The following is a 23,492-nucleotide window of genomic DNA, read 5'->3' on the forward strand; positions in this document are numbered from 1 at the left end:
CTTCTAAAAGCTGTATATTTGTGTTTAAATTTTTTATATGATTACAGCAAACGACCTCAATTTTAAAAACAAAAAAGCGCTTATTCGAGTTGATTTTAATGTCCCATTGGATGAGAATTTCAACGTGAAGGATACGACCAGAATTGAAGCTGCAAAGCCTACAATTATAAAAGTTTTAGAAGACGGTGGAAGCTGCGTTTTAATGTCTCATCTTGGAAGACCAAAAAATAACGAGAACGAATTCTCATTGCGGCATATTATTGAAAAAGTGTCCTCTATATTAGGAGTAAAAGTACAATTTAGCGAAGACTGCGTTGGGGCTCTAGCACTTGAAGCTTCAGGAAACTTAAAGTCTGGACAAATACTGTTGTTGGAAAACTTAAGGTATTACGAAGAGGAGACCGCAGGAAATAGAGCGTTTGCAAAAAGATTAGCACAGCACGGTGATGTTTACGTTAATGATGCTTTTGGCACAGCGCATAGAGCACATGCCTCTACATCTGTAATTACTGAATTTTTTCCAGACAACAAGTGTTTTGGACTTTTGTTGGCTTCAGAAATTGTAAGCGTGAAAAAAGTGTTAGAAGACAGTAAAAAGCCAGTTACTGCAATTATTGGAGGGGCTAAAGTTTCCAGTAAAATCGGGGTGATCGAAAACATTCTTGAAAAAGTAGATCATCTAATTATAGGTGGAGGAATGGCTTTTACATTTATCAAGGCTCAGGGAGGGGAAGTAGGAGGATCCCTTATAGAAGAGGACAAACAGGCTTTAGCGCTAGAAATTTTGGGCGCTGCTAAAGAGAAAGGAGTTCAAATTCACCTTCCCGTTGATGTAATTGCAGCCAATAGTTTTTCAGAATTTGCGAGTACTGAAGTTAGACCAATAGACAATATCGCTCAGGGTTGGATGGGATTAGATGTAGGGCCAGAATCCAATGCTAATTTTGCTAGAGTTATAGCAGCATCGAAGACTATTTTATGGAATGGACCTGTGGGAGTTTTTGAAATGGCGCAATTTGCAAAAGGAACTATTTCTCTTGGAAATGCAATTGCAGAAGCAACACAAAACGGAGCGTTTTCATTAGTGGGTGGGGGTGATTCTGTGGCTGCGGTAAAACAATTTAATCTTGGTAAAAAAATGAGTTATGTATCTACCGGTGGTGGGGCCATGCTAGAAATGCTAGAAGGAAAAGAATTACCCGGAGTGCAGGCAATCTTAGAATAAATACGATTATGGCTCGTTACCCTACTATGAAAATTACAATTGCATTTATTATTAGCGTCATTTCCCATACTGCTTTTGCCCAGAACGATTCTATCGTTGTAGTGAAAGAAGCTCTTGTAAAAACTGTTTTACAGGACACTATTTCTGTTCATCAAATACAAGTTGTTGATTCCCTTAAAACAAAAAGAATCACAGTTATCGATTCCATTAAAATAAAAGATAACGGTCAAGAGTTTCCAACTACTGTTATTGCTACCCAAAAAAGAGACACTACTGTTATTCTTCTTGAAGATATGGCAACCGCCCGCAGATACGATAGTTTGTGGCTTAAAGAGCTTTATAATTCTACCCTTTTTGAAGAAGTCTACGGAAGCATAACTCAAATGAATTTTGAGCCCGTTGAATATGAAGAATTGCCCACCGAAATTTTAAAACAGCGATTGGTAGAATTAAACGCAAAAACACCCTTTAATGTTGAGTACAACCCTTCTTTAGAAAATGTAATAAAAAGATATTTAAAGAACCGAAGAAAAACAATGGCAAAGCTTATTGGCTTAAGCGACTATTATTTTCCTATGTTTGAAGAGGCACTTGACAAATACAACCTGCCTTTGGAGATTAAATACTTGGCCATCGTTGAATCTGCTTTGCGTCCTACAGCAGAATCCAGAGTGGGGGCTACCGGTCTCTGGCAGTTCATGTTTAGTACAGGAAAGATGTTTGGGCTTGACGTAAATAGCTATGTAGATGAGCGCAGCGATCCATTAAAGGCTACTGAAGCAGCGTGTAAATATCTCCGGTCTTTATATAAAAGTTTGGGCGATTGGGATTTAGCGCTTGCGGCTTATAATTCTGGACCAGGCAATGTTGCCAAGGCAATACGTCGCTCAGGAGGACGCACTAATTATTGGAATATTAGAAATCATCTTCCACGTGAAACGGCGGGATATGTACCCGCATTTTTAGCAACCATGTATATTTTTGAATATGCAGAAGAGCACGGCTTTAAAAGTCAAGGCCCAAGAATCCCTTATATTGCTACAGATACAATTCACATAAAAAAGAAAATAGCATTGGAACATGTAGCCACTGTTGCTTCCATAGATTTAGAGGAACTAGAGTTTTTAAATCCTCAATACAAATTAGGAATTATTCCAGTGGTCAAAGACGAAGTGTATACCTTGCGATTGCCCGTCGATATTGTCGGGAAATTTGTGAACAATGAAAAGGCGATCTATGCCTATGCTGAAGCAGAATTTAATAATGGAGAAAAGCCTTTACCAGAACTTGGAAATCAAGGTTCAAAAGTTTATTACAGGGTAAGAGGTGGAGACTTTTTAGGAAAAATAGCGAATAAGTATGGAGTAAGAGTAAGTCAAATAAAGAGATGGAATGGTCTTAGAACTAATAATTTAAAAATAGGACAGCGACTTACTATTCACCCAAGAAACCTGGTGTCTAAAAAGATTGAAAGCAAAATAAAACGCGTAAAAAACACAAACGCCAAAACCTATGTCGTCAAGAATGGAGATTCTTTATGGACCATTTCTCAAAAATTTCCTGGGGTTACCGTTGATAACATAAAAAAATGGAATGATCTTAGCGGTGCAAACATTAATATAGGAATGGAATTAAAAATCTTATAAATTAAATTCTCAAAGATATGAAGGTGTTTTATGTAGTCATGTTATCAATATTGGTTTGTGTTGGATGTGATAATTCTGGTGATAAAAAGAAATACAAACAAGAGTCTTTAGGGAATATCAACTCTTTGCAAGTAATTATTACGAATCAACTCTGGAAAGATTCTGTGGGCGAAATAATTAGAGATCGGTTTGCGGCACCAACTCCAGGACTGCCTCAAGACGAACCTTTATTCTCGATGAATCAAATGCCACCAGAAACCTACTCTGGATTTGCAAGAAAATACAGGTTATTTATTCACGCAACGATTTCAGACAAGGACACTATTGCCATTAGAAAAAACCCTTATGCCAAACCACAAGTAGGCGCCTTTGTAACAGCGACAACGCAAGAAGGCTTGGTGAAAATTATTAGTGAGAATAGCGACAGAATTATTACAGCGTTCAAGAAAAGTGAAATAAAAGAAAGACAAAGGCGTACTAAGATTTCAAAAATGAGGTTGGATTCGATTCCAGCAAACTTTGGGGTTACCTTAGAAATCCCTTCAGCATATCATATTGCAAAGGCTGAAAAAGATTTTTATTGGATAAGTAAAAACCTGCAGTCTGGCACAACGAATATTATTATTTACGAAGTACCGCTGAAAACGATCCAGCGCGACAGCAACACGATTGCTTCCATAATTGCTATGCGCGATCGTATAGGATTAAAAAAGATGCCGGTAGAAGATGATGGCGAGTTTATAACAGAAGAAGCCTATGCTCCGTATCTTTTTGAATCCTCAATAGATGGAAAGTTTGCTTATGAGACTAAAGGAACATGGGAAGTTCGCAATCAATATATGGCCGGCCCTTTTGTTAACTATGTAATATTAGACGAAAAGAATGATCGTTATTTAGTAATGGAAGGTTTTACTCACGCTCCATCTGTGGCAAAAAGAGACCTTCAGTTTGAGCTAGAGTCAATATTGAAATCGGCAAAAATAAAATAGAAAACTTCACTTATAACATCAAAAAAACCCTTGACAATATCAAATTGTCAAGGGTTTTTCAGTTTAAAACAAGAAATCTTATTTCTCTATTTTGCCTTCTTCTTCTCCTTCTTCTTTTGAAGCGTCTTTAAATTCTTTTATCCCGCTTCCTAGACCGCGCATCAATTCCGGTATTTTCCTTCCTCCAAACAATAACAAAATCACTACTGCAATCAATACTATTTGAGGCCAGCCTATTACTAAAAATATGGTAAATGTATTCATGCTTAAAAAATTTATAGAACAAAGGTAATAAGAAATAGTCACATACCACGTTTATAGTTAAAGATAAGGATGAACACAAGGCATCTTATTTCTATATTTGTATACAGAAAAATTAATATAGTGATGCTTAAAAAGAATGAACCCTAAAGAAAGAAGGTCCAAGAAAATTAGGAAGAAGTTGCTTCACAAATATCGTTTGGTGATACTTAACGAGGATACTTTTGAGGAACGTTTTGCATTCAAGCTAAATAGATTAAACGTATTTGTTTTTAGTATGTTAACCGCTATTTTCTTAATTGCAGTCACCACTATAATTATTGCATATACTCCATTACGCGAATATATTCCAGGATATTCTTCAGTAAAGTTGAAGCAAAAAGCAACAGAGCTTTCCCTTAAAACAGACTCTCTACAGCAGATTATTAATGTCAATGAGCAATATCTTTCTTCTATACGCAAGGTGCTTTCGGGGGATTTACCAGCAGTTAATTTTAACAAGGACTCCATTGTAGAAGCTGCAAGAATAGACGCCTCTCAAATTGACCTTAGTGCTTCTAGACAAGATTCTCTGTTAAGAGAAAAGGTGGCGCAAGAAGATAAATACAACCCATTATTGGGTGAGATAGAATTAGGGGTGGTTTTCTTCGCACCTGTAAAAGGGACTATTAGCGAATCCTATAATCCAGAGGAAAAACACTTTGCGGTCGATATTGTAACGGTTAAAGACGCTCCTGTAAAATCTGCAGCAGATGGCACTGTTATTTTTACTGGATGGACCGTAGACACTGGTAATGTAATGATTATTGAACACCCTAACGGCATTATTTCTGTTTATAAACACAATGCATCCATAAGCAAAAGCCAAGGAGATATTGTCGAAGGAGGCGAGGTAATTGCAACTGTTGGAAACACAGGCGAGCTTACTACGGGACCCCATTTACATTTTGAATTATGGAGAGATGGATACCCAGTAAATCCGTTAAACTTTATTGATTTTGATTAATTTACTATGTCTTTAAAATCTTTTGGCGCAAAAATTTTCGCAAAGTTTGTTGTAAACAAACAAAACCGTTGGGCAAGCAGGCCCGTAAAAACTCAGGAAAAAGTTTTTAAGGCATTGATTAACGATGCCAAAAACACTGCATTTGGTATTGACCATAATTTTTTTGAAATAAAATCACTTCAAGATTTTGCCGCTAAAGTCCCTATTCGAGACTATGAAGCATTGCGAGACTATGTGGACAGAATGGTTGCAGGTGAGCCCGATATTTTGTGGCCAGGAAAACCTTTATACTTTGCTAAAACATCAGGAACCACTTCAGGAGCTAAATACATACCACTTACTAAAGAATCGATGCCTACACACATCAAAACGGCTCGAAATGCGATTCTTAACTATATTAATGAAACAGGAAAGGCAGGGTTTGTAGAGGGAAAAATGATTTTTCTTCAAGGCAGCCCTGAAATGACAGAAAAAAACGGAATTGGTTTAGGAAGACTGTCGGGAATTGTAGCACATTATGTACCCAATTACCTTCAAAAAAATAGAATGCCCTCTTGGGAGACCAATTGTATTGATGATTGGGAAACTAAAGTACAGGCAATTGTAGAAGAAACTAAGGCAGAAGACATGACCGTTATTAGCGGGATTCCTCCTTGGGTGCAAATGTATTTTGAAAAGCTAACCGAAGCCACAGAAAAAAAAGTGGGTGACCTTTACAAAAACTTTGAATTGTTCATTTACGGAGGTGTAAATTTTGAACCCTATCGGGCAAAATTTGAAACATTGATTGGTCGTAAAGTTCCAGGCATAGAGTTATTCCCCGCGAGCGAAGGTTTTTTCGCATTTCAAGATTCTCAAAAGGAAAAAGGAATGCTGCTACAGTTAGATAGCGGTATTTTTTACGAATTTGTAAAAGCAGATGAGTTCTTTGGAGAAAGCCCGCAAAGGCTAACTATTGGTCAAGTACAATTGGATGTAAATTATGTTATGATAATTTCTACTAATGCTGGATTGTGGGCGTATAATCTGGGAGACACCGTTCAGTTTACCTCGCTTACTCCGTATCGAGTCGTCGTTTCAGGGAGGATAAAACATTTTATATCAGCATTTGGAGAGCATGTTATTGGCAAAGAAGTAGAAACAGCAATGCGAGCAGCAATGGAGACGTTTGAGTTTTCTATTTCTGAATTTACAGTCGCTCCACAAACCAATCCAAAAGAAGGAGAACTCGCTTACCACGAATGGTTTATTGAGTTTGAAACAACGCCAGAAGACTTTTCAGAAGTAGGTGATTATTTAGATAAAGCGCTTCAAGGACAAAACAGTTACTATAAAGATTTAGTTGAAGGCGGGATGCTTCAGCCAATAAAAATCACTTCTTTAAAAAGGAATGCTTTTCAGCAGTATATGAAATCTCAAGGCAAATTGGGGGGGCAGAATAAAGTGCCGCGTTTGGCAAATGACCGCAAGATTGCAGATGCTTTGGAGAGTTTTAAGATTTAAATGAATGGTTATTTGAAATATTTTCGTCCTGTAATTGGTATCAGAAATCTATTATCTTTGCGGCAATGAATAAACAGAAAGCACATACACGTTCACGCGCACAAGAAAGTACAGGCGCCATAGAGCGCTTGTACATTACTATGCGGCACTTGTTTAACCGAGGTTTTTATAAGCCTATGGGTATTTCAGGAGAATCTTTGGTTGAATCGTTGCTTATCCTCAGGCCAGAAATTTATGGCTCAATTGCCGAAGAAAAAATTGAACTTCAAGGTTTATTATATGTTATCGATAGACTGCCAAATGGCATTGAAGAGTGCCTTTATATAAACCTTACCAGTGACGAAGGGTATAAAGACTCTCATTTTACCGCTATCATTCCTCCAAAAAGAAGGCGCAACTGCTACCGTATTGACGGCGAGCAAATGAACATTGAAATTACGCGAGGGCGAAGCGAAATATATGACATTCTTACACACCTTACATTTCTTTATATCGAATCTCATAAGATAATGAAAGAGGTCGTAATTGATGATGATGGAAGCGTTATTAGAGATTGGAAAAAGCTAGAAGAGGCCGTTCAGAAAAAAGAGCCGCTTACGCAACAAGAAAAAGAAATAGCGCTCACGCATACCGCTAATTTTTTAGGGAGAACATTTCAGGAGGTTACGGCTGTTTATGATGATTTTAGCTTTCCTGATAAACCCGATAGGTTTTTAAACATCATTTACTATCTAGGAAAACTGGCCATTGCCGAAGTTGTAAAAAATGAAAAACGCATCATAACATTTAGCACTGTTTTGCGCGAACGTTTGGGACACCATATTCATGGCGAGCGTTGGGCCTATAAAGTGAAAAGTGTTTTGGACGAAAAAGGACTGTTACAGCGGCCATTACATATTATTAGTGCAAATATGCACAGTGTGATGAATAGCTTGTATGCCGAAAAAGCACTGCCTACTGAAGCAAAGAAGGGAAGCTTAATGAATCTCTTTGAGATTTTAAGCAATTCGAAAAGTATAAAGCAGCGTGAAAAAACGATGAAAGTGGCATTGAAGGAGGGGATGACAATGATTGAAGACGAAAGCGGAACCAATATTAACGTCCAAATTTTTGATACAGCAAAACTTCAAAAGCTACCGTACGACTTAGTCGACTCTGAGAAAGCTGACGAAAAAAAACCGGTCATTATTGTTATGGATTATGCTTTTGGAGAGCAAGCGTATGAAACCATGGATGAGCTTTTAAAACCCTTTGAAAAAGGTAAGGAAACTTACTTCTTGAACGTTGCATCCATTGGTATTATGGGTAAGGCAGGAATATTGGAAGGGGGAAAAGGGGATATAATGATACCTTCTGCTCACGTTTTTGAAGGTACCGCAGATAATTATCCATTTAAAAACTGTCTAAAGGTAAGCGACTTTGCTGGAGATGCGATAAAAGTTTGCAAAGGCTCTATGATAAGTGTTTTAGGAACCTCATTACAAAATAGAGATGTACTGCGCTTTTTCTTTACTTCAACTTGGAATGTAATAGGTCTAGAAATGGAAGGAGCGCATTATCAAAAAGCGATACAAGCTGCTTCAAGAATCAGAGGTAGTATCAACAAAAAGGTTAAATTAATGTATGCATATTACGCCAGTGACAACCCATTAGAAACAGGAAGCACATTAGCTTCTGGTGGCTTGGGCACAACGGGTGTAAAACCCACCTATTTAATAACAGAAAAAATGCTAAAGCATATTTTAGGATAAGCTAAAAAGACATTTCGAAAAACAACAAAGTTGCTGTTGTTAAGGTTTTCAAAGAAATAATTCTTAAAAAAGAGCATGCTTAGAGGATATAAAATTTATGTAATTTGAGTTTTAGACAAGAATAAGACCACAGATAAATATGAGAAAAATACTGCCTTGTATCCAACAAATATATAGCACTATTCAACATAAAGATCAAGCAAAAAGAGTTAAGGAATGTAATAAATGAAATGCCCATTTATAATTTGTAAACCAACCAAAGATGAATAATTTAGGCATTTTATCTTCCTATTTATTAAAAACCAAATACATATGAAACGAGTTTTAGTCACAGGAGCAAATGGACAGCTAGGAAGGTGCCTTAAAGATGCATCTCTAGAATTCTCTGAATTTGAAGTAATATTTACAGATCGGACCGTGATGGATTTGGGCAGTCCTATAAAAATGGCAGATTATTTCAGTAAAAATAATTTTGACTTTTGTATAAACGCAGCAGCATATACCAATGTTGACAAAGCTGAAACGGATACAAAAGAAGCCCGTGATATTAATGCAGAAGGAGTTAAAAAGCTTGCCGAAATATGTTTAGAAAAAGGCACAACCCTTATTCATATTTCAACCGACTATGTTTTTGACGGTGAAAGCTTGGAGGATTATGTAGAAACAGATGCTACCAACCCCATTAATGTATATGGTGCTTCAAAATTAAAGGGCGAGCAATACATTGAGCAGTATCTAAAAACACACTATATCTTAAGAACCTCGTGGCTATACTCTCAATATGGGCATAATTTTTTAAATACTATTTTAAAGCACGGTGCCTTAGGAACCGAATTAAAAATCACCACTGAGCAAACAGGTACCCCCACCAATGCAAATGATCTAGCAAATGTAATTTTTAAGATGCTAGTGAGAACACCTGAATATGGAATCTATCATTTTGCAAACAAAGGCGCTTGTACTTGGTACGATTTTGCAAAAGAAATTCTTGCCAATTCTCCTCAATTAAAGGCTGCAAAACTTGCAAAAACAGATCATTATCCTACTTTTGCTGCAAGACCTGAAAGAAGTGTTTTGAATACTAAAAAAATTGAGAAAGCATTAAACGTAGTTGCACCTTCTTGGACCATAAGTTTAAAAGGGCTAATGAAAGGTTTGAATACGCAACCATAGTGTTTTTTAAACATCTTAATAACATATTAATTTTATCACATTCATAAAATACTATGAGCACAAATCAAAACACACAACAACCTGAAGAGATAGATTTAGGATATTTGTTTAAAAAGGTAAATGATTTTATTAAAAGTGTTTTTAGATCATTTTTCCTCGTTTTAGCATTTTTTAAAAAATATTTTATAATCGTGATACTACTAATAATTGTAGGTTTCGCTTATGGATATTATAAAGATTCTACCGCCGAAAAAACCTACAATAATGAATTGATTGTAATCCCTAATTTTGAAAGTGTAGATTATCTCTATGACAAGGTAAAAGCAGTAAACCAAAAAATAAGCGCTGGCGATACTATCTATATGAAGCAGATTCTAGGCGCCAACTTTAAGAGATTGAAAAACATTAAAATTGAGCCAATCGTAGATTTGTATAACTTTCTATCCAAGTCGCGAGCGAATATAGACATCTTCAGTATTCTTTCAGAAAAGCAAGATTTTACAGATTATGTGGAAGAATTTGCAAACAGCAAATACTACAAATATCATAGAATGTCTGTCTCAATAGAGAGTAATGACTCTTCAGAAAAGGTTGTTAGCGATTTAATAAAATTTTTAAATGACAATGATCATTTCAGCGCTTATGAAAAAATATTCAAGGAAACGAAAGATTTTGAAATAAAGGAATATTATAAAATCTTAACTCAGATAGACACTTTGATAAAGGCGAGTGCGACTTTCAATAGCGCACCATCTTCAATAGAAGTAGTTACAAATAACGATCAACACGAGTTAATTGATAAAAAAAGGCAAGTTTTAGCGAACCTTGTGGTACTGAAAACGGCGCAATTAGATTATACAAAACCTATAAAACTAATAAATGCCGATTACAATTTAACGAACGAACGCTTTCTTAGCTTTTCGAATAAAGTGAGATATCCAGTATTGTTAGTTTTTCTATTTTCTGCATTCTTCTTTTTTCTTCACTTAATCAAAAATCTTAGACGATACGCGAATTCTGAATAACTTACTGAACAAGTACAACTGAATTACGAATTATTTTTGATATTGAATATAATGAAGAAAAAAAATCTATTGGTCTTCGGAACCCGCCCAGAAGCTATAAAAATGGCTCCTTTGGTAAAGGCTTTTTTGAAGAATGAAAACTTTGAAACGATTGTTTGCGTTACCGCGCAGCACCGTGAAATGCTAGATCAAGTTCTTGAATTCTTTGAAATCGTTCCAGATTATGATTTAGATTTAATGCGTCCTAATCAAAATCTTTATACCCTAACAGCAACTATTATAGAAGGCATGAAACCTGTACTGGATGAAGTTAAGCCAGACTACGTTTATGTACACGGTGATACCACAACCTCTATGGCTGTTGGGATAGCAGCTTTTTATAGCGGAGCAAAAATATGCCACGTAGAAGCTGGTTTACGCACATTCGATAGGCAATATCCATTTCCGGAAGAGTTTAACCGCCAGCTAACAGGTAAGATTGCAGACTATCATTTTGCACCCACCGAGCTTTCCAAAAAAAATCTTTTAGCCGAAAACACTAAAGAAGATAACATTTTAGTAACTGGAAACACAGTTATAGACGCACTTCTCTTCGGAATTGAAAAAGTAAATACTTCCAATTTTAAAGATGAAGAAATTGAAAGTTTAAAAAAGCTTTTAGAATTTCAGAATAATGAGCAGGACACTGAGAAAAAAATAATACTTGTTACAGGTCATAGAAGAGAAAACCATGGTCAAGGACTTGTAAATATTTGTAGCGCGCTGAAAACAATTGCTCACAATAATCCAGAAGTTGAAATTATCTATCCGGTTCATTTAAACCCCAATGTAAAAGGTCCTGTGCACGAAATGTTATCAAATATTGAAAACATACAATTAATTAGTCCACTCGCATACCCTGCTTTTATATGGATAATGGAGAAAAGCCATATTATTATAACAGATAGTGGTGGGATACAAGAAGAGGCTCCTAGCCTTGGCAAACCGGTATTAGTAACTAGAACAACTACAGAAAGGCCTGAGGCCGTAGAGCAGGGTACTGTTATACTGGTTGGAACAGATAAAAATGCTATTGTTTCAAAAACCCAAGAATTATTAGATAACCAGGAATACTACCAGCAAATGAGTATGTTGCATAATCCTTATGGAGACGGTAAAGCCTCTAAAAGAATACTCGATTTTATTAAAGCATTATAATATGGAAAACAAGCCAAGTGTGGTAATGATGGGTTTGGGGTATATAGGACTTCCAACTGCAGCATTGATATCAAGTAGAGGATTGAGTGTCACTGGAGTTGACATTTCTCAAAACGTCGTGGACACTATAAATAGAGGCGAAATACACATTGTAGAGCCAGACTTAGACGGGTTGGTCCATTACGTGGTTAAAAAGAGGTATTTGAAAGCCGCTACCGCACCTGTAGTCGCTGACGTTTATCTAATAGCGGTACCTACTCCATTTAAAGGAGATCACGTTCCAGACTTGTCTTACGTCCTTTCTGCAACAAAAAGCATCATACCTACTTTAACAAAAGGGGCTTTGGTTATTTTAGAGTCAACGAGTCCAGTTGGGACAACTCAAAAAATGTTAGACACTATTCTTATTGAAAGACCTGAATTAGAAAATGAAATATACGTAGCTTACTGTCCAGAACGAGTGCTTCCTGGGAATGTGCTTCACGAACTCAAACATAATGACAGGGCTATAGGTGGTATTGACGATGCATCCACACAAAAAGCAATTTCATTCTACAAACACTTTGTTGTTGGGGAACTGCACCCAACGAATGCAAGGACTGCAGAAATGGTAAAATTGGTAGAAAACGCTTCTAGAGATAATCAAATCGCTTTTGCGAATGAGCTTTCTATGATTTGTGACAAAGCAGAGATTAACGTTTGGGACATGATAGCATTAGCAAATAAACATCCAAGGGTAAATATATTACGTCCAGGCACAGGGGTTGGAGGACATTGTATTGCGGTAGACCCTTGGTTTATAGTAGCTGCTTTTCCTGAACAGAGTAAGGTAATACGTACTGCTCGGGAAGTAAACAATTATAAAACTGAATGGGCCATTGAAAAGGTAAAAAATCAAGCATTGCAATTTAAAATAGCGCACAATAGAGATGCTATTATTGCTTGTATGGGGTTAGCCTTTAAACCAGACATCGATGATTTAAGAGAGTCTCCAGCTTTATACCTTACAGAACAGCTAGAGGTCTTAAACCATAGGGTATTGAGAGTAGAACCAAACATAGAAAGCACGAAGGCGCAAAAAATATATGCTATTGATGATGCCGTTGAAAAAGCAGATATTATTGTATTTTTAGTAGCACATAGTGAATTTAAAAACCTGACTAAATCGGAAAACAAGATTATTATTGATTTTGTAGGATTAAAATAATCACAATATGAAAAAGTATTTAATAGGGATATTCGTTTTTGTAAGTGCGACTAGCTTTTCACAAACCTACTTTTTTGAGGATTTTAATTACGATAGTTTTGAGGAAATAGATAATCTGTTTCAGAATAAATCAAATGGCGCTATTTGGCGAACCAACCACGCTATAAGAGATGTTGATATTAATGAAAATGGTAAAATGGACTCTGTAGAGCTCTATAAAAGCACAAAAATTGTAGAAGACCCTTTTCAAAAGGGAAATAAAATTTTACGTTTTGAATTAAATAAAATCTCTCCAAAATTTTATTCTAAATACGCCTGTGATGATAGGCGAAACAATAATGTAATTGAAGATGCTGTCCTTGAAGCAAAATTTAATCCATCAAAAAACCTTTATTGCACAGATTGTAGTACAGACAGCCCATTAAAAAAGTACATCTATGACTGGGATGTGCACATGAAACGTAATGAAATTGCGATTACGGGTCCCTCAGAGCAAAGTTTATATAAGGCTAACAGAGACCATTGGTTTGGTTTTAAAATGCTTTTAGACAAAGATTACGAGCTAGAGACAGTAAATAACGGAACCATTGTTTCTCAATTTCATTTATCAGGAGAAGGGGTCGTGTCTCCTCCAATTGTACTTTCTATACTTAAAGATAGATTCTATTTTGGCATTACTAATATTAATGGAGGGAAACCGGAATCGTATGATTTAGGCCCCGTGGAAAAGAACAAATGGATCGACTGGAAAGTTCATATAAAACTCTCCACTAAAGACAGAAGAGGCATTGTGGAAGTTTGGAGAGATGGAGTTAAAATGCATAGTATTAAAGGCAAAAACACCTACAAAAACTATAGAATGTACTTAAAATTAGGTATCTACAAATATGGATGGTGGAATTGTAATTATCAGGCAGATGAAACAAAAAGGAAAGTAGTTAGCTTTGATAAGGTTTGGGCGAATAAAAAGGATCGGGTTCCAGTAAATTAATTTAAAACAAAAGATGCTTTTTAACTCTTTAGATTTTGCAATATTCTTTCCAATATTCTTTGTAGTTTATTGGTTGGTTGCGAAAAAACTTACCTTAAGAAATATATTTCTTCTGGGTTCCAGTTATTTGTTTTATGGATGGTGGGATTGGAGGTTTTTATTTCTAATAGCTTTTAGCTCGGTAGTTGATTTTAGTATTGGTAAAAAAATACACGCAACTACAAACGAGGCGGTAAGAAAAGGATTTTTGATAACAAGCCTTGTAGTAAATTTAGGTTTATTAGCTTATTTTAAATACACCAATTTCTTTATAGACTCCTTTATTAGTTCTTTTAGACTATTTGGAGCTGTTATTGACGACTACACTTTAAATATTATTTTACCAGTTGGGATAAGCTTCTACACCTTTCAGACGCTAAGTTATACGCTAGATATCTATAGAAAAAAAATAGAACCAACAAAAGATGCATTGTCGTTTTTTACGTTCGTGGCATTTTTTCCTCAATTAGTAGCTGGACCTATAGAAAGAGCTTCCCATCTATTGCCTCAGTTTCATAAAACATATATATTTAAATACGACGCCGTAAAGAGTGGGTTATTATTAATAGCTTTTGGACTATTTAAAAAAATGGTAATTGCGGATAGATTGGCCATTGTTGTAAACCAAGTTTATAATAATCCAACAGATCACGGTGGTCAAGATTTAATAATAGCCACAGTCTTTTTTGCATTTCAAATTTATTGTGATTTTTCTGGTTATAGCGATATAGCAATTGGTCTTTCTAGAGCTTTGGGATTTGATTTAATGAAAAACTTTGACACTCCTTATTTTGCTCGTTCTATTACAGATTTTTGGCGTAGATGGCATATTTCATTATCAACATGGTTTAGAGACTATGTATATATACCTTTGGGAGGCAGCAGAAAAAGTGAATATAGAGTATACCTAAATTTGTTTATTGTTTTTGTAGTGAGCGGTTTATGGCATGGAGCGGCTATAACATTTGTGATTTGGGGTTTTATACACGGATGCTTTATTGTTGCAGAAAAAGCCGCTACAAATTATGGCTTGATTGTTAAAAGAAACACGGTTTTTAATGGAGTATTCTTCACAACTTTTACATTTATCATTGTTTGTTTTGCTTGGATCTTTTTTAGAGCCAATAGTTATTCAGACAGTATTTTTATAGTATCAAATCTTTTTAACATCACTCCAGATTTTAAAGACTTTTATCAATTAGGCCTGGTCTCTCATGAGTTTAACCTAGCTTTAATAACAATTGTCTTATTACTCCTTTTTGATGCGCTGCACAGAAGGTACAATGCTATTAAATTGTTGAATAGAGCGCCATTTTTTCTGCGCAGCTTCGTTTATGTATCTGTCATTTACACGATTGTTGTTTTCGGTATTTATGGCAACGATAGTGTTTCAGAATTTATTTATTTTCAATTTTAATAATGAAAAAGAAAACCCTACATATTTCATTCTTTTTAGCAATACTTATTGGGTTTTTCATCTATTTAAACAAGGTTTTTGCATCTAGACACTACTATGTAAATACAACCCAAGATTATATAGAACTAGCTCGCAAAACAAATGTCGATGTTGTAATTTATGGTAGCTCACATGCGTACACTGCTTTCAACCCGTTAATACTTAATGATGTGTGCAAAACGATAAGCTATAATCTTGGTTCTGATGGATTAAAAATGCAACTCACAGATATTGTGCTCGAAGAATCGTTAAAATATAACACTCCTAAATTAATTATATTAGAAATATATCCGTCTACATTAACATCCATTGAAACTGACCCTGATAAGGGATATCATTTAAGAGCCATGGACTTTGTTTCCAATTTTTCTGAAAAAAAATGGAAAAAAACAAAGAGAGTGTATGACCTTGATGAATATATGTCAGTATATTTTCCATTAGTCAGAAACCATGAAGAATGGAATAAAAAGAAATATTTTGATTTGTCTAGGAGGCGATATATAAATCAAAAAGAAAACTTTTATTATGGGGGTTTTTTAGGTTCAAAGCTAATAATAGATGATATAAACTTAGAAAAACATAAAGGCTTTAGTATCGCAAAAAAGGTTGTAGACACCACTAGGAATATGATTAGCGATCAGGCAAAAAAAGATATAGAGAGCTTTTTTAAAATAGCCAAGACTACAGGGGCAGAACTATTTGTTGTTTCTTCTCCAGACCCTAGAGCCAAGCTTTTTTTTAATTATGATTTTTTTAATCAATTAGAAGCATATTGCCAATCTAAAGGGGTATCCGTTCTTAATTTAAATGATTATTATGCGCAAATGAATCTTACCATCAAGGATTTTAAAGACACGTCTCATTTAAATACTTTTGGTAGTATCAAAGCGAGTTCTTTTTTAGCTAAATATATAAATGCAAATTTTGATTTAGAAGATAGATCCAATGAAGATGTTTGGGTAAAAGAACATAAAATATACGAGTCTTTTAGAAAAGAATATTCCTCAACATTTGTAGAAAATTTTATAAAATAATTAAAATGAAAAAAATTATCGTCCTTTTTGTCCTTCTGGGTCTATCATATAGTTGTAAAAAAGAGCAGAACACAAACTTAAAAATAGATTCTGAAAAAATAATGCTTACTAAAAATGACAGCTCAAGGTTAGATAGAACAAGATTAAATGAATATGTAAAAACAAGGTTTTCCAACACCTATAAAGAAAATAGTGTTGTCTTTAATGATGGGTCTACATTTGATATCTCACAACCTTTAATGTTTGAAGACTTAGCTAGTGATACAATTTCATTTTTCCCTAATCTCAACCCAGAAGAAGCTTTCAATGTTGCGACACTAGATGATAATGGTGTTTTTATACAGAACAACAAATATCACCCTACATCAATTGGTAAGATTGCGTTGAGAGCAATAAAAAAGTATAAGGAAACAAAATCAAAAGCTGCGAAAAAAGTTTTTTTCGATCAAATGGATTGGATAGAGAATAACTTTTATGAAACAGAGCATTATGGGTTTTGGTATTTTAGTGAAGCCGCTCCATTATATAGATTAGATCCAGGTTGGCCGTCTGTGTTTAGTCAAGGGTTATTATTAGAATCTTGTTTGGAAGCCTATCTTTTAACCAAAGAGATCAAGTATAAGAAGCTTATCGAAAAAGCACTTAAAGGATATATAGTGCCTATAGAAAATGGAGGGTTTATGAGACCTTGGGATAGTGATGAACTTTGGTTTGAAGAGTATCCTACAAAAAAACCATCAAGGGTACTTAACGGCACCATGTATGGACTTACAGGGGTTCGTAATGTTGCAAAGAAGTTAAATTCGGTTTTTGCAGAAAAAATTTTTGCAGCGGGAGTCGAGACTCTTATTAATCATCTAGAAGATTATGATGCTAAATATACTTCTCGATACAGTTTAGCAGATTGGAAAAACGAAGTTTCAAAAGAACATTATCACGAAGAACATATCATACAATTGTTGTTTTATTATACAATTACTAAAAAAATTATTTTTAAAGAATATGCTAAAAGGTTCTTTGAATCTGACAGAGGCACTTTTAGAACCGGAACTCGCTACGATCTTAAAACACCAAAAATCAAAAATATTGATGCAAGTTTTTGTATTGATTGTGAGAAGTATGGGACACAAAATTTAACCAATGGCTTTTGGGCTTTTGGTAATTATTGGAGCTCACATAAAAAAGCAGAACTATTAATTGATTTAGGCGAAATAAGAACGGACTTTAAAGCAATCACTCTTTTTCATATTTCTGAACAAAGTAAAGATGTAAGTTTTAAATTGTATGCTTACAATGAGACTTCAAAAACTTGGGAATATGTTCAACAATTTATAAGTAAGAACATAAAGGATGCGGTAACAGGATATAATAAAACGGGTAATTTTGAGACTTTCATTACCCACTATAAAATATTCGAAGAAGTTAAAGCTCAAAAATTAAAACTGGTTTTTAATGCTACTAATGATAACATTATAGCATTACGAGAGCTAGATTTTAATTTTGATAGAACTCAAGAATTTGAGTATTTACTTAAAGAAGTAGAGGAATGGACATCAAACTTATAATTGTTCCAAAAATGAATTTATATTTCGTTATCATATTGCTGTTATGCCTTGGTTGTTCAAACGAAACATATCAAGAATCTCTAGAAAATGGTTTAGAAAATTACTATAAGATAAGAAATATTGATGATCAACTTATTGCAGGATATCCTATACAAAAACTAGCCTTTTTCAAAAAAGATTCCACCCATTATGATTTTGTGTATCTATTAGGAAATGAAGCTATAAAAGATTCTATCGAAGCTTATAGTTTAGGGATGGTTGTGTATCCAACAAAAGAATACAAGCCAAAAGATAAAAACCATATTATATGGTCTTTCCAGCCTATTTTAGAAACGATTAATAATCATAAATATATTAGAACAGCTATTGAAACAAAAATAAAGAGAATGGATAGTTTTCATGTTTTTATTTTTAACCGAGAAGGTTATAAAGGCGTCTTAGGAGATAAAATGATTTATCTTAAAAATATTAAACTTTAAAGTTTGTAAATCGTGCTTTTATGAAAACTAGTCACTTTTTTCAAAATATTATTACAAACAACGCCTCTCAAGGATTACAGTTTGGTTCACGTTGGGTCTTTAATATTGCATTAATCAATGTATTAGACATTACTTCGTATGCACTCTTTTCATTTATTTATAGTATTTCAAACATACTTTTAGCGGTACTACCTTTTGGAAGCCCAACGTATTTAATTAACGAAGTTGAAGATCAAGAAGGAGGCATCAAAAAGTTATTTGATTCATTCGTGATTTCGTTTATACTAACGGGACTACTTCTTTTACTCTACCTTCTTTTAGATTTTTTTATAAGCGACATTAAAGGTTGGGAGTATTACGGATATGGCATTGCTTTGGGCTTTATACTGTCTTTAAATATTAGCCTTTTTTCCTACTACAAAGGCCTAGGAAAATTTTTAATTGAGTTAAAGGCTTATGCGGTCTTCTTCCTTTTTTTAATTGGGTTTGTTGCTTATCTTTTTTTTATCCCAAACGCTAGGAAAGATATTTCTTTTGTTTTTATATTATTAATTGGTATTAACAGCTTGGTCTTTTTACTTACTGTATTTTCTTCAAAAAGGATAGTGACTGCTTTTAAAAGTATTTCTGTAAGGAGAGGAGTACGTAGAATTTCAAATGCATTTACTGAAAGAACGTATTTTGGTCTTCAAGAGATGACCACAGCGTTTTATGCTCAATCAGGAATGTTGCTTTTATTTTATTTATTAGATACAGCAACTTATGGTTACTATAGAGCACTGTTTGTTGTCATTGCCCCATTACTTTTAATTACAGTTTCTTTTTCTCAAGTGATGCTCAACTACATTAAAAATCTGAAAAGCACATTGTTTATTTTAACTTTTAGAAAAATCCAAGGCTATAGCTTGGCGGTGGGGTTTATGTTTGTTTTTGCGTTTTATATGCTTAAAGATTTTTTATTCGGAATTATTAAAGTTCCTATAAATGACAATACCACACTTGCATTTGGAATCGTATTAGGAGCCATTTTAATACGATTTATGTTTACCAACTATGAAATGATATTAGTAGTTCTTGGTAAGCAAAAGCAGCGTTTTTATGTGGTCTTGTGTGTGGCATTTATTAACATAGGGCTTATTTTTACATTATTGCCAAAATATGGCTTGATTGGAGCAGTTTCTACGAACTTATTAACGTATTTTGTTCTATTAATTGGTTTATTATTTAGTGCAGAATCTTATTTAAAAAAGAATTTATAATTGCTAAAACTAAAATACATAGATAGAATTATCATCTTTTTGATGTTTTGGTTATTGCCTGTTGATATGCTTAATGGGTTCTTATTAAAAAATGGAGTATCGTTGCCAATTAGCATTGGCCAATTATATAAAACAGGAATTTTATTTTTCATATTTTTTATTTTCATTTTTCGTTGGCGGCTATTACTGGTGTCACTCTTTTTTTTAACCGCACTGCTATTGCCTACTATTTATCAAATATTTAAACAGAATTCAGCATCATTTTTATTACTGGATTTAATAAAAATTTCAAAGTATTTGATGCCGCTTTTTTGTTTCATGTATATCGTAGACTACATTAAAAGAGAAAAAGCAACTGCGATTAAAAAACTAAGGAAGGTGGTTCTATTTTCTTATATAGTGCTGGTGTTTAATATATTTTTGAAGTACGTTGGTTTGGGATATCCAATGTATGAATTTGGAAACATAGGAAGTAAGGGCTTCTTTTTTGCGGGAAATGAGATATCTGTTCTGCTCATCATACTCAGTGCTGTACTAGCTTTTAATCTTTGGAATCAAAATAAAAAAAAATACTATTTTGTTTTATGGGCAGTGACATTGTTTGCAGGCTTAACGGTAAGTTCAAAAACAGGAGTTGTTGGTATAATGTTGCTTTTTTTATTAATTCCGCTCAAACGACCCTCTTTAAGATTAGACTTAAAAAAGATGATTTTTATACTATTTTCCCTAGGGGTTGTAGTTCCTTTGGCAATATTTGGATCCTGGAGGTTTATTCAAGGAACCACTTTTTATATACGTTTAGTGTACTTTTCAGAAAAATTCGATTTTTGGACATTTATTTTGTCAAACAGAAATGTGTTTTTAGAAGATGCATGTCACAATTATGTTAGGCAATATGATTTTGTCGAAAAGCTAATTGGAGTTGGAAATTATAATTATGAGTTAATTAGTAATGAGAAAGTTGTAGAAATGGACATAGCAGATATATTTTTCGGTTACGGTTTTGTAGGACTTGTATTATTTCTAGCGGTATTAGTGTTTTTATGCTTTCAGGCACTCAGGTTTTCTAAAAACACTTCTCGACCATATTCCAATTTAGTTTTTTTTATGGTGGTCTTTTTGTTTGCCATTTCAACCTTAGCAGGACATGTATTTAGTTCAGGCATGGCAGCTGCTTTTGTGGGTATTTTATTTGGGTTGATGTATTATAAAGAAAGTGAACCTTTAAAATCTTAAATGATGAATATATTACTACTTTCAAATATGTACCCCTCAAAAAAAGATGGGCTGTTTGGTGTATTTGTGAAAAATTTTAAAGAAAAACTAGAGTCTCAAGGAGCTAATTTCACGAATATGGTAGTGATTAAAGGAAAAACATCCAATCCTGCCAAAAAAACACTGAGATACGCATACTATTATACAAAAGTTATTTATCAAGGTGTTTTCTCGAAAGCAGATTTTATTTACGTTCATTATTTGTCGCACAACGCTCCCTTGATTATTATGCTGGGAACACTTTTTAAGAAAACTATTGTGGTTAATATTCATGGTTCAGATATTTCAGAATTCAGCACTAATTCTTTAGTAGGTAAACTCAACAAAAAAGCGCTACTTGCCTGCAAACTGATAGTGGTGCCGTCCTTCTATTTTTCTGAAATTTTAAAGAAAGGGTATCTCGAAAAGGATTTTAAGAAAGTAGTGGTATATCCGTCAGGAGGAATTAATCTTGATATTTTTAGGTCGATCAAGAATGAAACTATAGCATCAAAAAGCAACCTAAAGCTAGTACTTACATCTAGAATAGACAGCGGTAAAGGCTGGGATGTGTTTTTGCGAAGTATATCATTATTAATAATTGAGGGGTATCATGTAACAGCAACAATTATTGGACAGGGCAATAAAGAAAAGGAAATGGAATCCCTAATTCAAGAATTAAAATTGCAGCAGGAAGTTACCTTTTTAGGGTTGTTAGCCCAGAACGAAATATCAAAAATTTATGCGGACCAGCATGTTTTTGTTTTTCCAACGTTATTGAATGAGAGTCTTGGTTTAGTGGGTCTTGAGGCTATGGCTTGTGGTCTCCCAGTAATAGGAAGCAATATAGGAGCGCCCTCTGCCTATATTAAAGAGGGCGAAAATGGTTTTTTATTTGAGCCTAATAATGCAAGTGCCCTATCACAAAAAATAAAAGCATATGTAGCACTTGAAGCGGAAGCTAAAATAAAATTACAAAAAAACGCTATTGCTACTGCCCAAGAATATGAAAGCAATACTGTAACAAAAAAGTTGTTTAACCATCTTAAACCCTTATGTTAAAAAAAATAGCACTTGTTTTTTATTATATCTTTTTTTCAAAGCTCCCTCATTCTAGATATCTTGGTTTTACCAGCAGATGGAGGGTTTGGTACCTTTCTAAGGTTTTGAAAATAATGCCAAATGACCATACTAGTAAGGTAGAACCTAATGTATACCTTTCTAATACCAAAGGACTCACAATAGGGTACAACTGCCGAATCAATGAAAATGTTTTTATCCAAGCCGCGACTATTGGAAACAATGTTCTTGTTGCTCCCAACGTAGCCATCTTAAGTGTTAGCCATCATCACGAACGCATTGACATACCCATTGTAGCACAAGGAGATACGGAGTCTCAACCACCCCAGATACAAGATGATGTTTGGTTGGCTCGTAATGTAATTATCATGCCCGGTGTTACTATTGGTAAAGGAGCTATTGTTGCTGCAGGGGCTGTAGTTACTAAAGATGTAGTACCGTATACTATTGTAGGTGGAGTACCCGCAAAATTTATAAAAAAAAGAGGATGAAACATATTTTAGTTTTATTGACGGCAGTTTTTCTAATTAGTTGCGCTACGGATGAGGATATTTTAGAAGAAATTAATATAAATCAAACAACCTTATTTATTATTGCGGGCCAAAGTAACGCAGCGGGTGTTGGAGACTCAGAAGACTCTATAATAAGAGACTTCCCTTGTTATGAATATACGTCAATCCTTGGGTCTTATATAACACTTGAAGACCCTGGAGGACAAAATGAATTAGGCTTTCAAAAAGCATTTACAGGTAGCTTTGCGCCTTCATTAGCCTATTCCTATTTAGAGTTAACTGGTGAAGAGGTTTATGTAGTGCAAACAGCAAGAGGAGGCAGTTCGTTAGTGCCGGCGGCAGAAACAATTGAAGGTGTAAATTGGAGCGATGGTGGAGACCTTTTAAGCAATAGCTTACTTAAGATAGATTTTGCAATAGACACCCTTCCTAATGCAAATGCAGAAAGCACAAACATAGTATTGGTATGGTCACAAGGAGAAAACGACGGTCTAGCTATTGGTGAGGGTGTTATCACCGTTCAACAATATGAATTGGGGTTAATAAATCTAATAAACCGGTACACAAATAAATATGGGCCAACTTTTTCTTTTGTTATTATTGAAACGGGGAGACACGCAACTTGTGAATCTTGTGATGTTGGTAATGGCTTGGTGAGAGAAACTCAACAAAGAGTTGCGGCATCGTTGCCAAACACGTACATTGGTTATAATAAAACAAAAGATTTTATTGAATTAGACTGGCTAAAAGATCCTGTACACTATAACCAAGAAGCTTTAAATGATATTGGGAATGTGGTTGCTAATTTCATTGCTCAAAACATATTGTAGACCTACTAGA

The 23,492-nt window shown here is 34.5% G+C and carries 20 protein-coding genes and 1 pseudogene; 20 read left to right on the forward strand and 1 reads right to left on the reverse strand.

Annotated elements, in window-relative coordinates; all coding sequences use genetic code 11:
* Positions 1–37: 37 nt before the first annotated feature.
* From ABXT67_RS05465 to ABXT67_RS05475, 3 genes are read left to right on the forward strand one after another with little or no spacing between them, the layout of a single operon-like run.
* Entirely contained in the window at positions 38–1,225 is a 1,188-nt protein-coding gene (locus ABXT67_RS05465; RefSeq protein WP_415376271.1) for a phosphoglycerate kinase, read from the forward strand.
* A gap of 26 nt (positions 1,226–1,251) precedes the next feature.
* The gene (locus ABXT67_RS05470) at positions 1,252–2,871 is read left to right on the forward strand and encodes a LysM peptidoglycan-binding domain-containing protein (protein ID WP_415376272.1); all 1,620 of its coding nucleotides are present in this window, start codon (positions 1,252–1,254) and stop codon (positions 2,869–2,871) included.
* 17 nt (positions 2,872–2,888) lie between these two features.
* On the forward strand, positions 2,889–3,860 hold the full coding sequence (locus tag ABXT67_RS05475) for a DUF4837 family protein (RefSeq protein WP_415376273.1): 972 nt from the start codon (positions 2,889–2,891) through the stop codon (positions 3,858–3,860).
* A gap of 78 nt (positions 3,861–3,938) precedes the next feature.
* Here the strand turns inward: ABXT67_RS05475 and ABXT67_RS05480 are convergent, their stop codons facing one another.
* Positions 3,939–4,124: a twin-arginine translocase TatA/TatE family subunit gene (locus tag ABXT67_RS05480; RefSeq protein ID WP_415376274.1), complete on the reverse strand. Its 186-nt coding sequence runs from the start codon at positions 4,122–4,124 to the stop codon at positions 3,939–3,941.
* Between the two features lie 136 nt (positions 4,125–4,260).
* Here ABXT67_RS05480 and ABXT67_RS05485 point away from each other — a divergent pair, with 136 nt between their 5' ends.
* The 17 genes and pseudogenes from ABXT67_RS05485 to ABXT67_RS05565 all read left to right on the forward strand — a co-directional run bounded on the left by ABXT67_RS05485 (position 4,261) and on the right by ABXT67_RS05565 (position 23,482).
* A complete protein-coding gene (locus ABXT67_RS05485) occupies positions 4,261–5,127 on the forward strand; it encodes a M23 family metallopeptidase (protein WP_415376275.1) in 867 nt (288 codons plus the stop codon).
* 6 nt (positions 5,128–5,133) lie between these two features.
* Positions 5,134–6,630, forward strand: a complete 1,497-nt coding sequence (locus ABXT67_RS05490) for a GH3 auxin-responsive promoter family protein (protein ID WP_415376276.1) — start codon at positions 5,134–5,136, stop codon at positions 6,628–6,630.
* Positions 6,631–6,695: 65 nt separating this feature from the next.
* Positions 6,696–8,381, forward strand: coding sequence for a DUF6909 family protein (locus ABXT67_RS05495; protein WP_415376277.1), 1,686 nt, complete (start codon positions 6,696–6,698; stop codon positions 8,379–8,381).
* 312 nt (positions 8,382–8,693) lie between these two features.
* The gene (gene rfbD / locus ABXT67_RS05500) at positions 8,694–9,554 is read left to right on the forward strand and encodes a dTDP-4-dehydrorhamnose reductase (protein ID WP_415376278.1); all 861 of its coding nucleotides are present in this window, start codon (positions 8,694–8,696) and stop codon (positions 9,552–9,554) included.
* 53 nt (positions 9,555–9,607) lie between these two features.
* Positions 9,608–10,579, forward strand: coding sequence for a hypothetical protein (locus ABXT67_RS05505; RefSeq protein WP_415376279.1), 972 nt, complete (start codon positions 9,608–9,610; stop codon positions 10,577–10,579).
* 51 nt (positions 10,580–10,630) lie between these two features.
* Positions 10,631–11,776, forward strand: coding sequence for a non-hydrolyzing UDP-N-acetylglucosamine 2-epimerase (gene wecB, locus ABXT67_RS05510; protein ID WP_415376280.1), 1,146 nt, complete (start codon positions 10,631–10,633; stop codon positions 11,774–11,776).
* Position 11,777: 1 nt separating this feature from the next.
* Complete coding sequence (gene wecC / locus ABXT67_RS05515; protein ID WP_415376281.1) at positions 11,778–12,983, forward strand: UDP-N-acetyl-D-mannosamine dehydrogenase; 1,206 nt, start codon at positions 11,778–11,780, stop codon at positions 12,981–12,983.
* 7 nt (positions 12,984–12,990) lie between these two features.
* Complete coding sequence (locus ABXT67_RS05520) at positions 12,991–13,974, forward strand: heparin lyase I family protein (RefSeq protein ID WP_415376282.1); 984 nt, start codon at positions 12,991–12,993, stop codon at positions 13,972–13,974.
* A 13-nt stretch (positions 13,975–13,987) separates the two neighbouring features.
* A complete protein-coding gene (locus tag ABXT67_RS05525; RefSeq protein ID WP_415376283.1) occupies positions 13,988–15,430 on the forward strand; it encodes an MBOAT family O-acyltransferase in 1,443 nt (480 codons plus the stop codon).
* 2 nt (positions 15,431–15,432) lie between these two features.
* On the forward strand, positions 15,433–16,503 hold the full coding sequence (locus ABXT67_RS05530; protein ID WP_415376284.1) for a hypothetical protein: 1,071 nt from the start codon (positions 15,433–15,435) through the stop codon (positions 16,501–16,503).
* A gap of 5 nt (positions 16,504–16,508) precedes the next feature.
* Positions 16,509–18,068, forward strand: a complete 1,560-nt coding sequence (locus ABXT67_RS05535; protein ID WP_415376285.1) for a D-glucuronyl C5-epimerase family protein — start codon at positions 16,509–16,511, stop codon at positions 18,066–18,068.
* Entirely contained in the window at positions 18,050–18,547 is a 498-nt protein-coding gene (locus ABXT67_RS05540) for a hypothetical protein (protein WP_415376286.1), read from the forward strand. The genes ABXT67_RS05535 and ABXT67_RS05540 overlap by 19 nt, the downstream gene beginning before the upstream one ends.
* 20 nt (positions 18,548–18,567) lie before the next feature.
* Positions 18,568–19,806: a lipopolysaccharide biosynthesis protein gene (locus ABXT67_RS05545; RefSeq protein ID WP_415376287.1), complete on the forward strand. Its 1,239-nt coding sequence runs from the start codon at positions 18,568–18,570 to the stop codon at positions 19,804–19,806.
* Between the two features lie 318 nt (positions 19,807–20,124).
* Positions 20,125–21,042: an O-antigen ligase family protein gene (locus ABXT67_RS05550; RefSeq protein ID WP_415376288.1), complete on the forward strand. Its 918-nt coding sequence runs from the start codon at positions 20,125–20,127 to the stop codon at positions 21,040–21,042.
* Positions 21,043–22,122 carry a glycosyltransferase family 4 protein gene (locus ABXT67_RS05555; RefSeq protein ID WP_415376289.1) on the forward strand — a complete coding sequence of 360 codons (1,080 nt, stop codon included), beginning with the start codon at positions 21,043–21,045 and terminating at the stop codon, positions 22,120–22,122.
* A 299-nt stretch (positions 22,123–22,421) separates the two neighbouring features.
* A pseudogene (locus ABXT67_RS05560) lies at positions 22,422–22,631 on the forward strand (acyltransferase); the annotation flags it as partial.
* Entirely contained in the window at positions 22,628–23,482 is an 855-nt protein-coding gene (locus ABXT67_RS05565; protein WP_415376290.1) for a sialate O-acetylesterase, read from the forward strand. The pseudogene ABXT67_RS05560 and the gene ABXT67_RS05565, both read left to right, overlap by 4 nt.
* The last annotated feature ends 10 nt before the right edge of the window (positions 23,483–23,492 follow it).

Origin of the sequence: Patiriisocius sp. Uisw_017 (genome assembly GCF_047731265.1) — a bacterium.
Lineage (GTDB): Bacteria > Bacteroidota > Bacteroidia > Flavobacteriales > Flavobacteriaceae > Patiriisocius.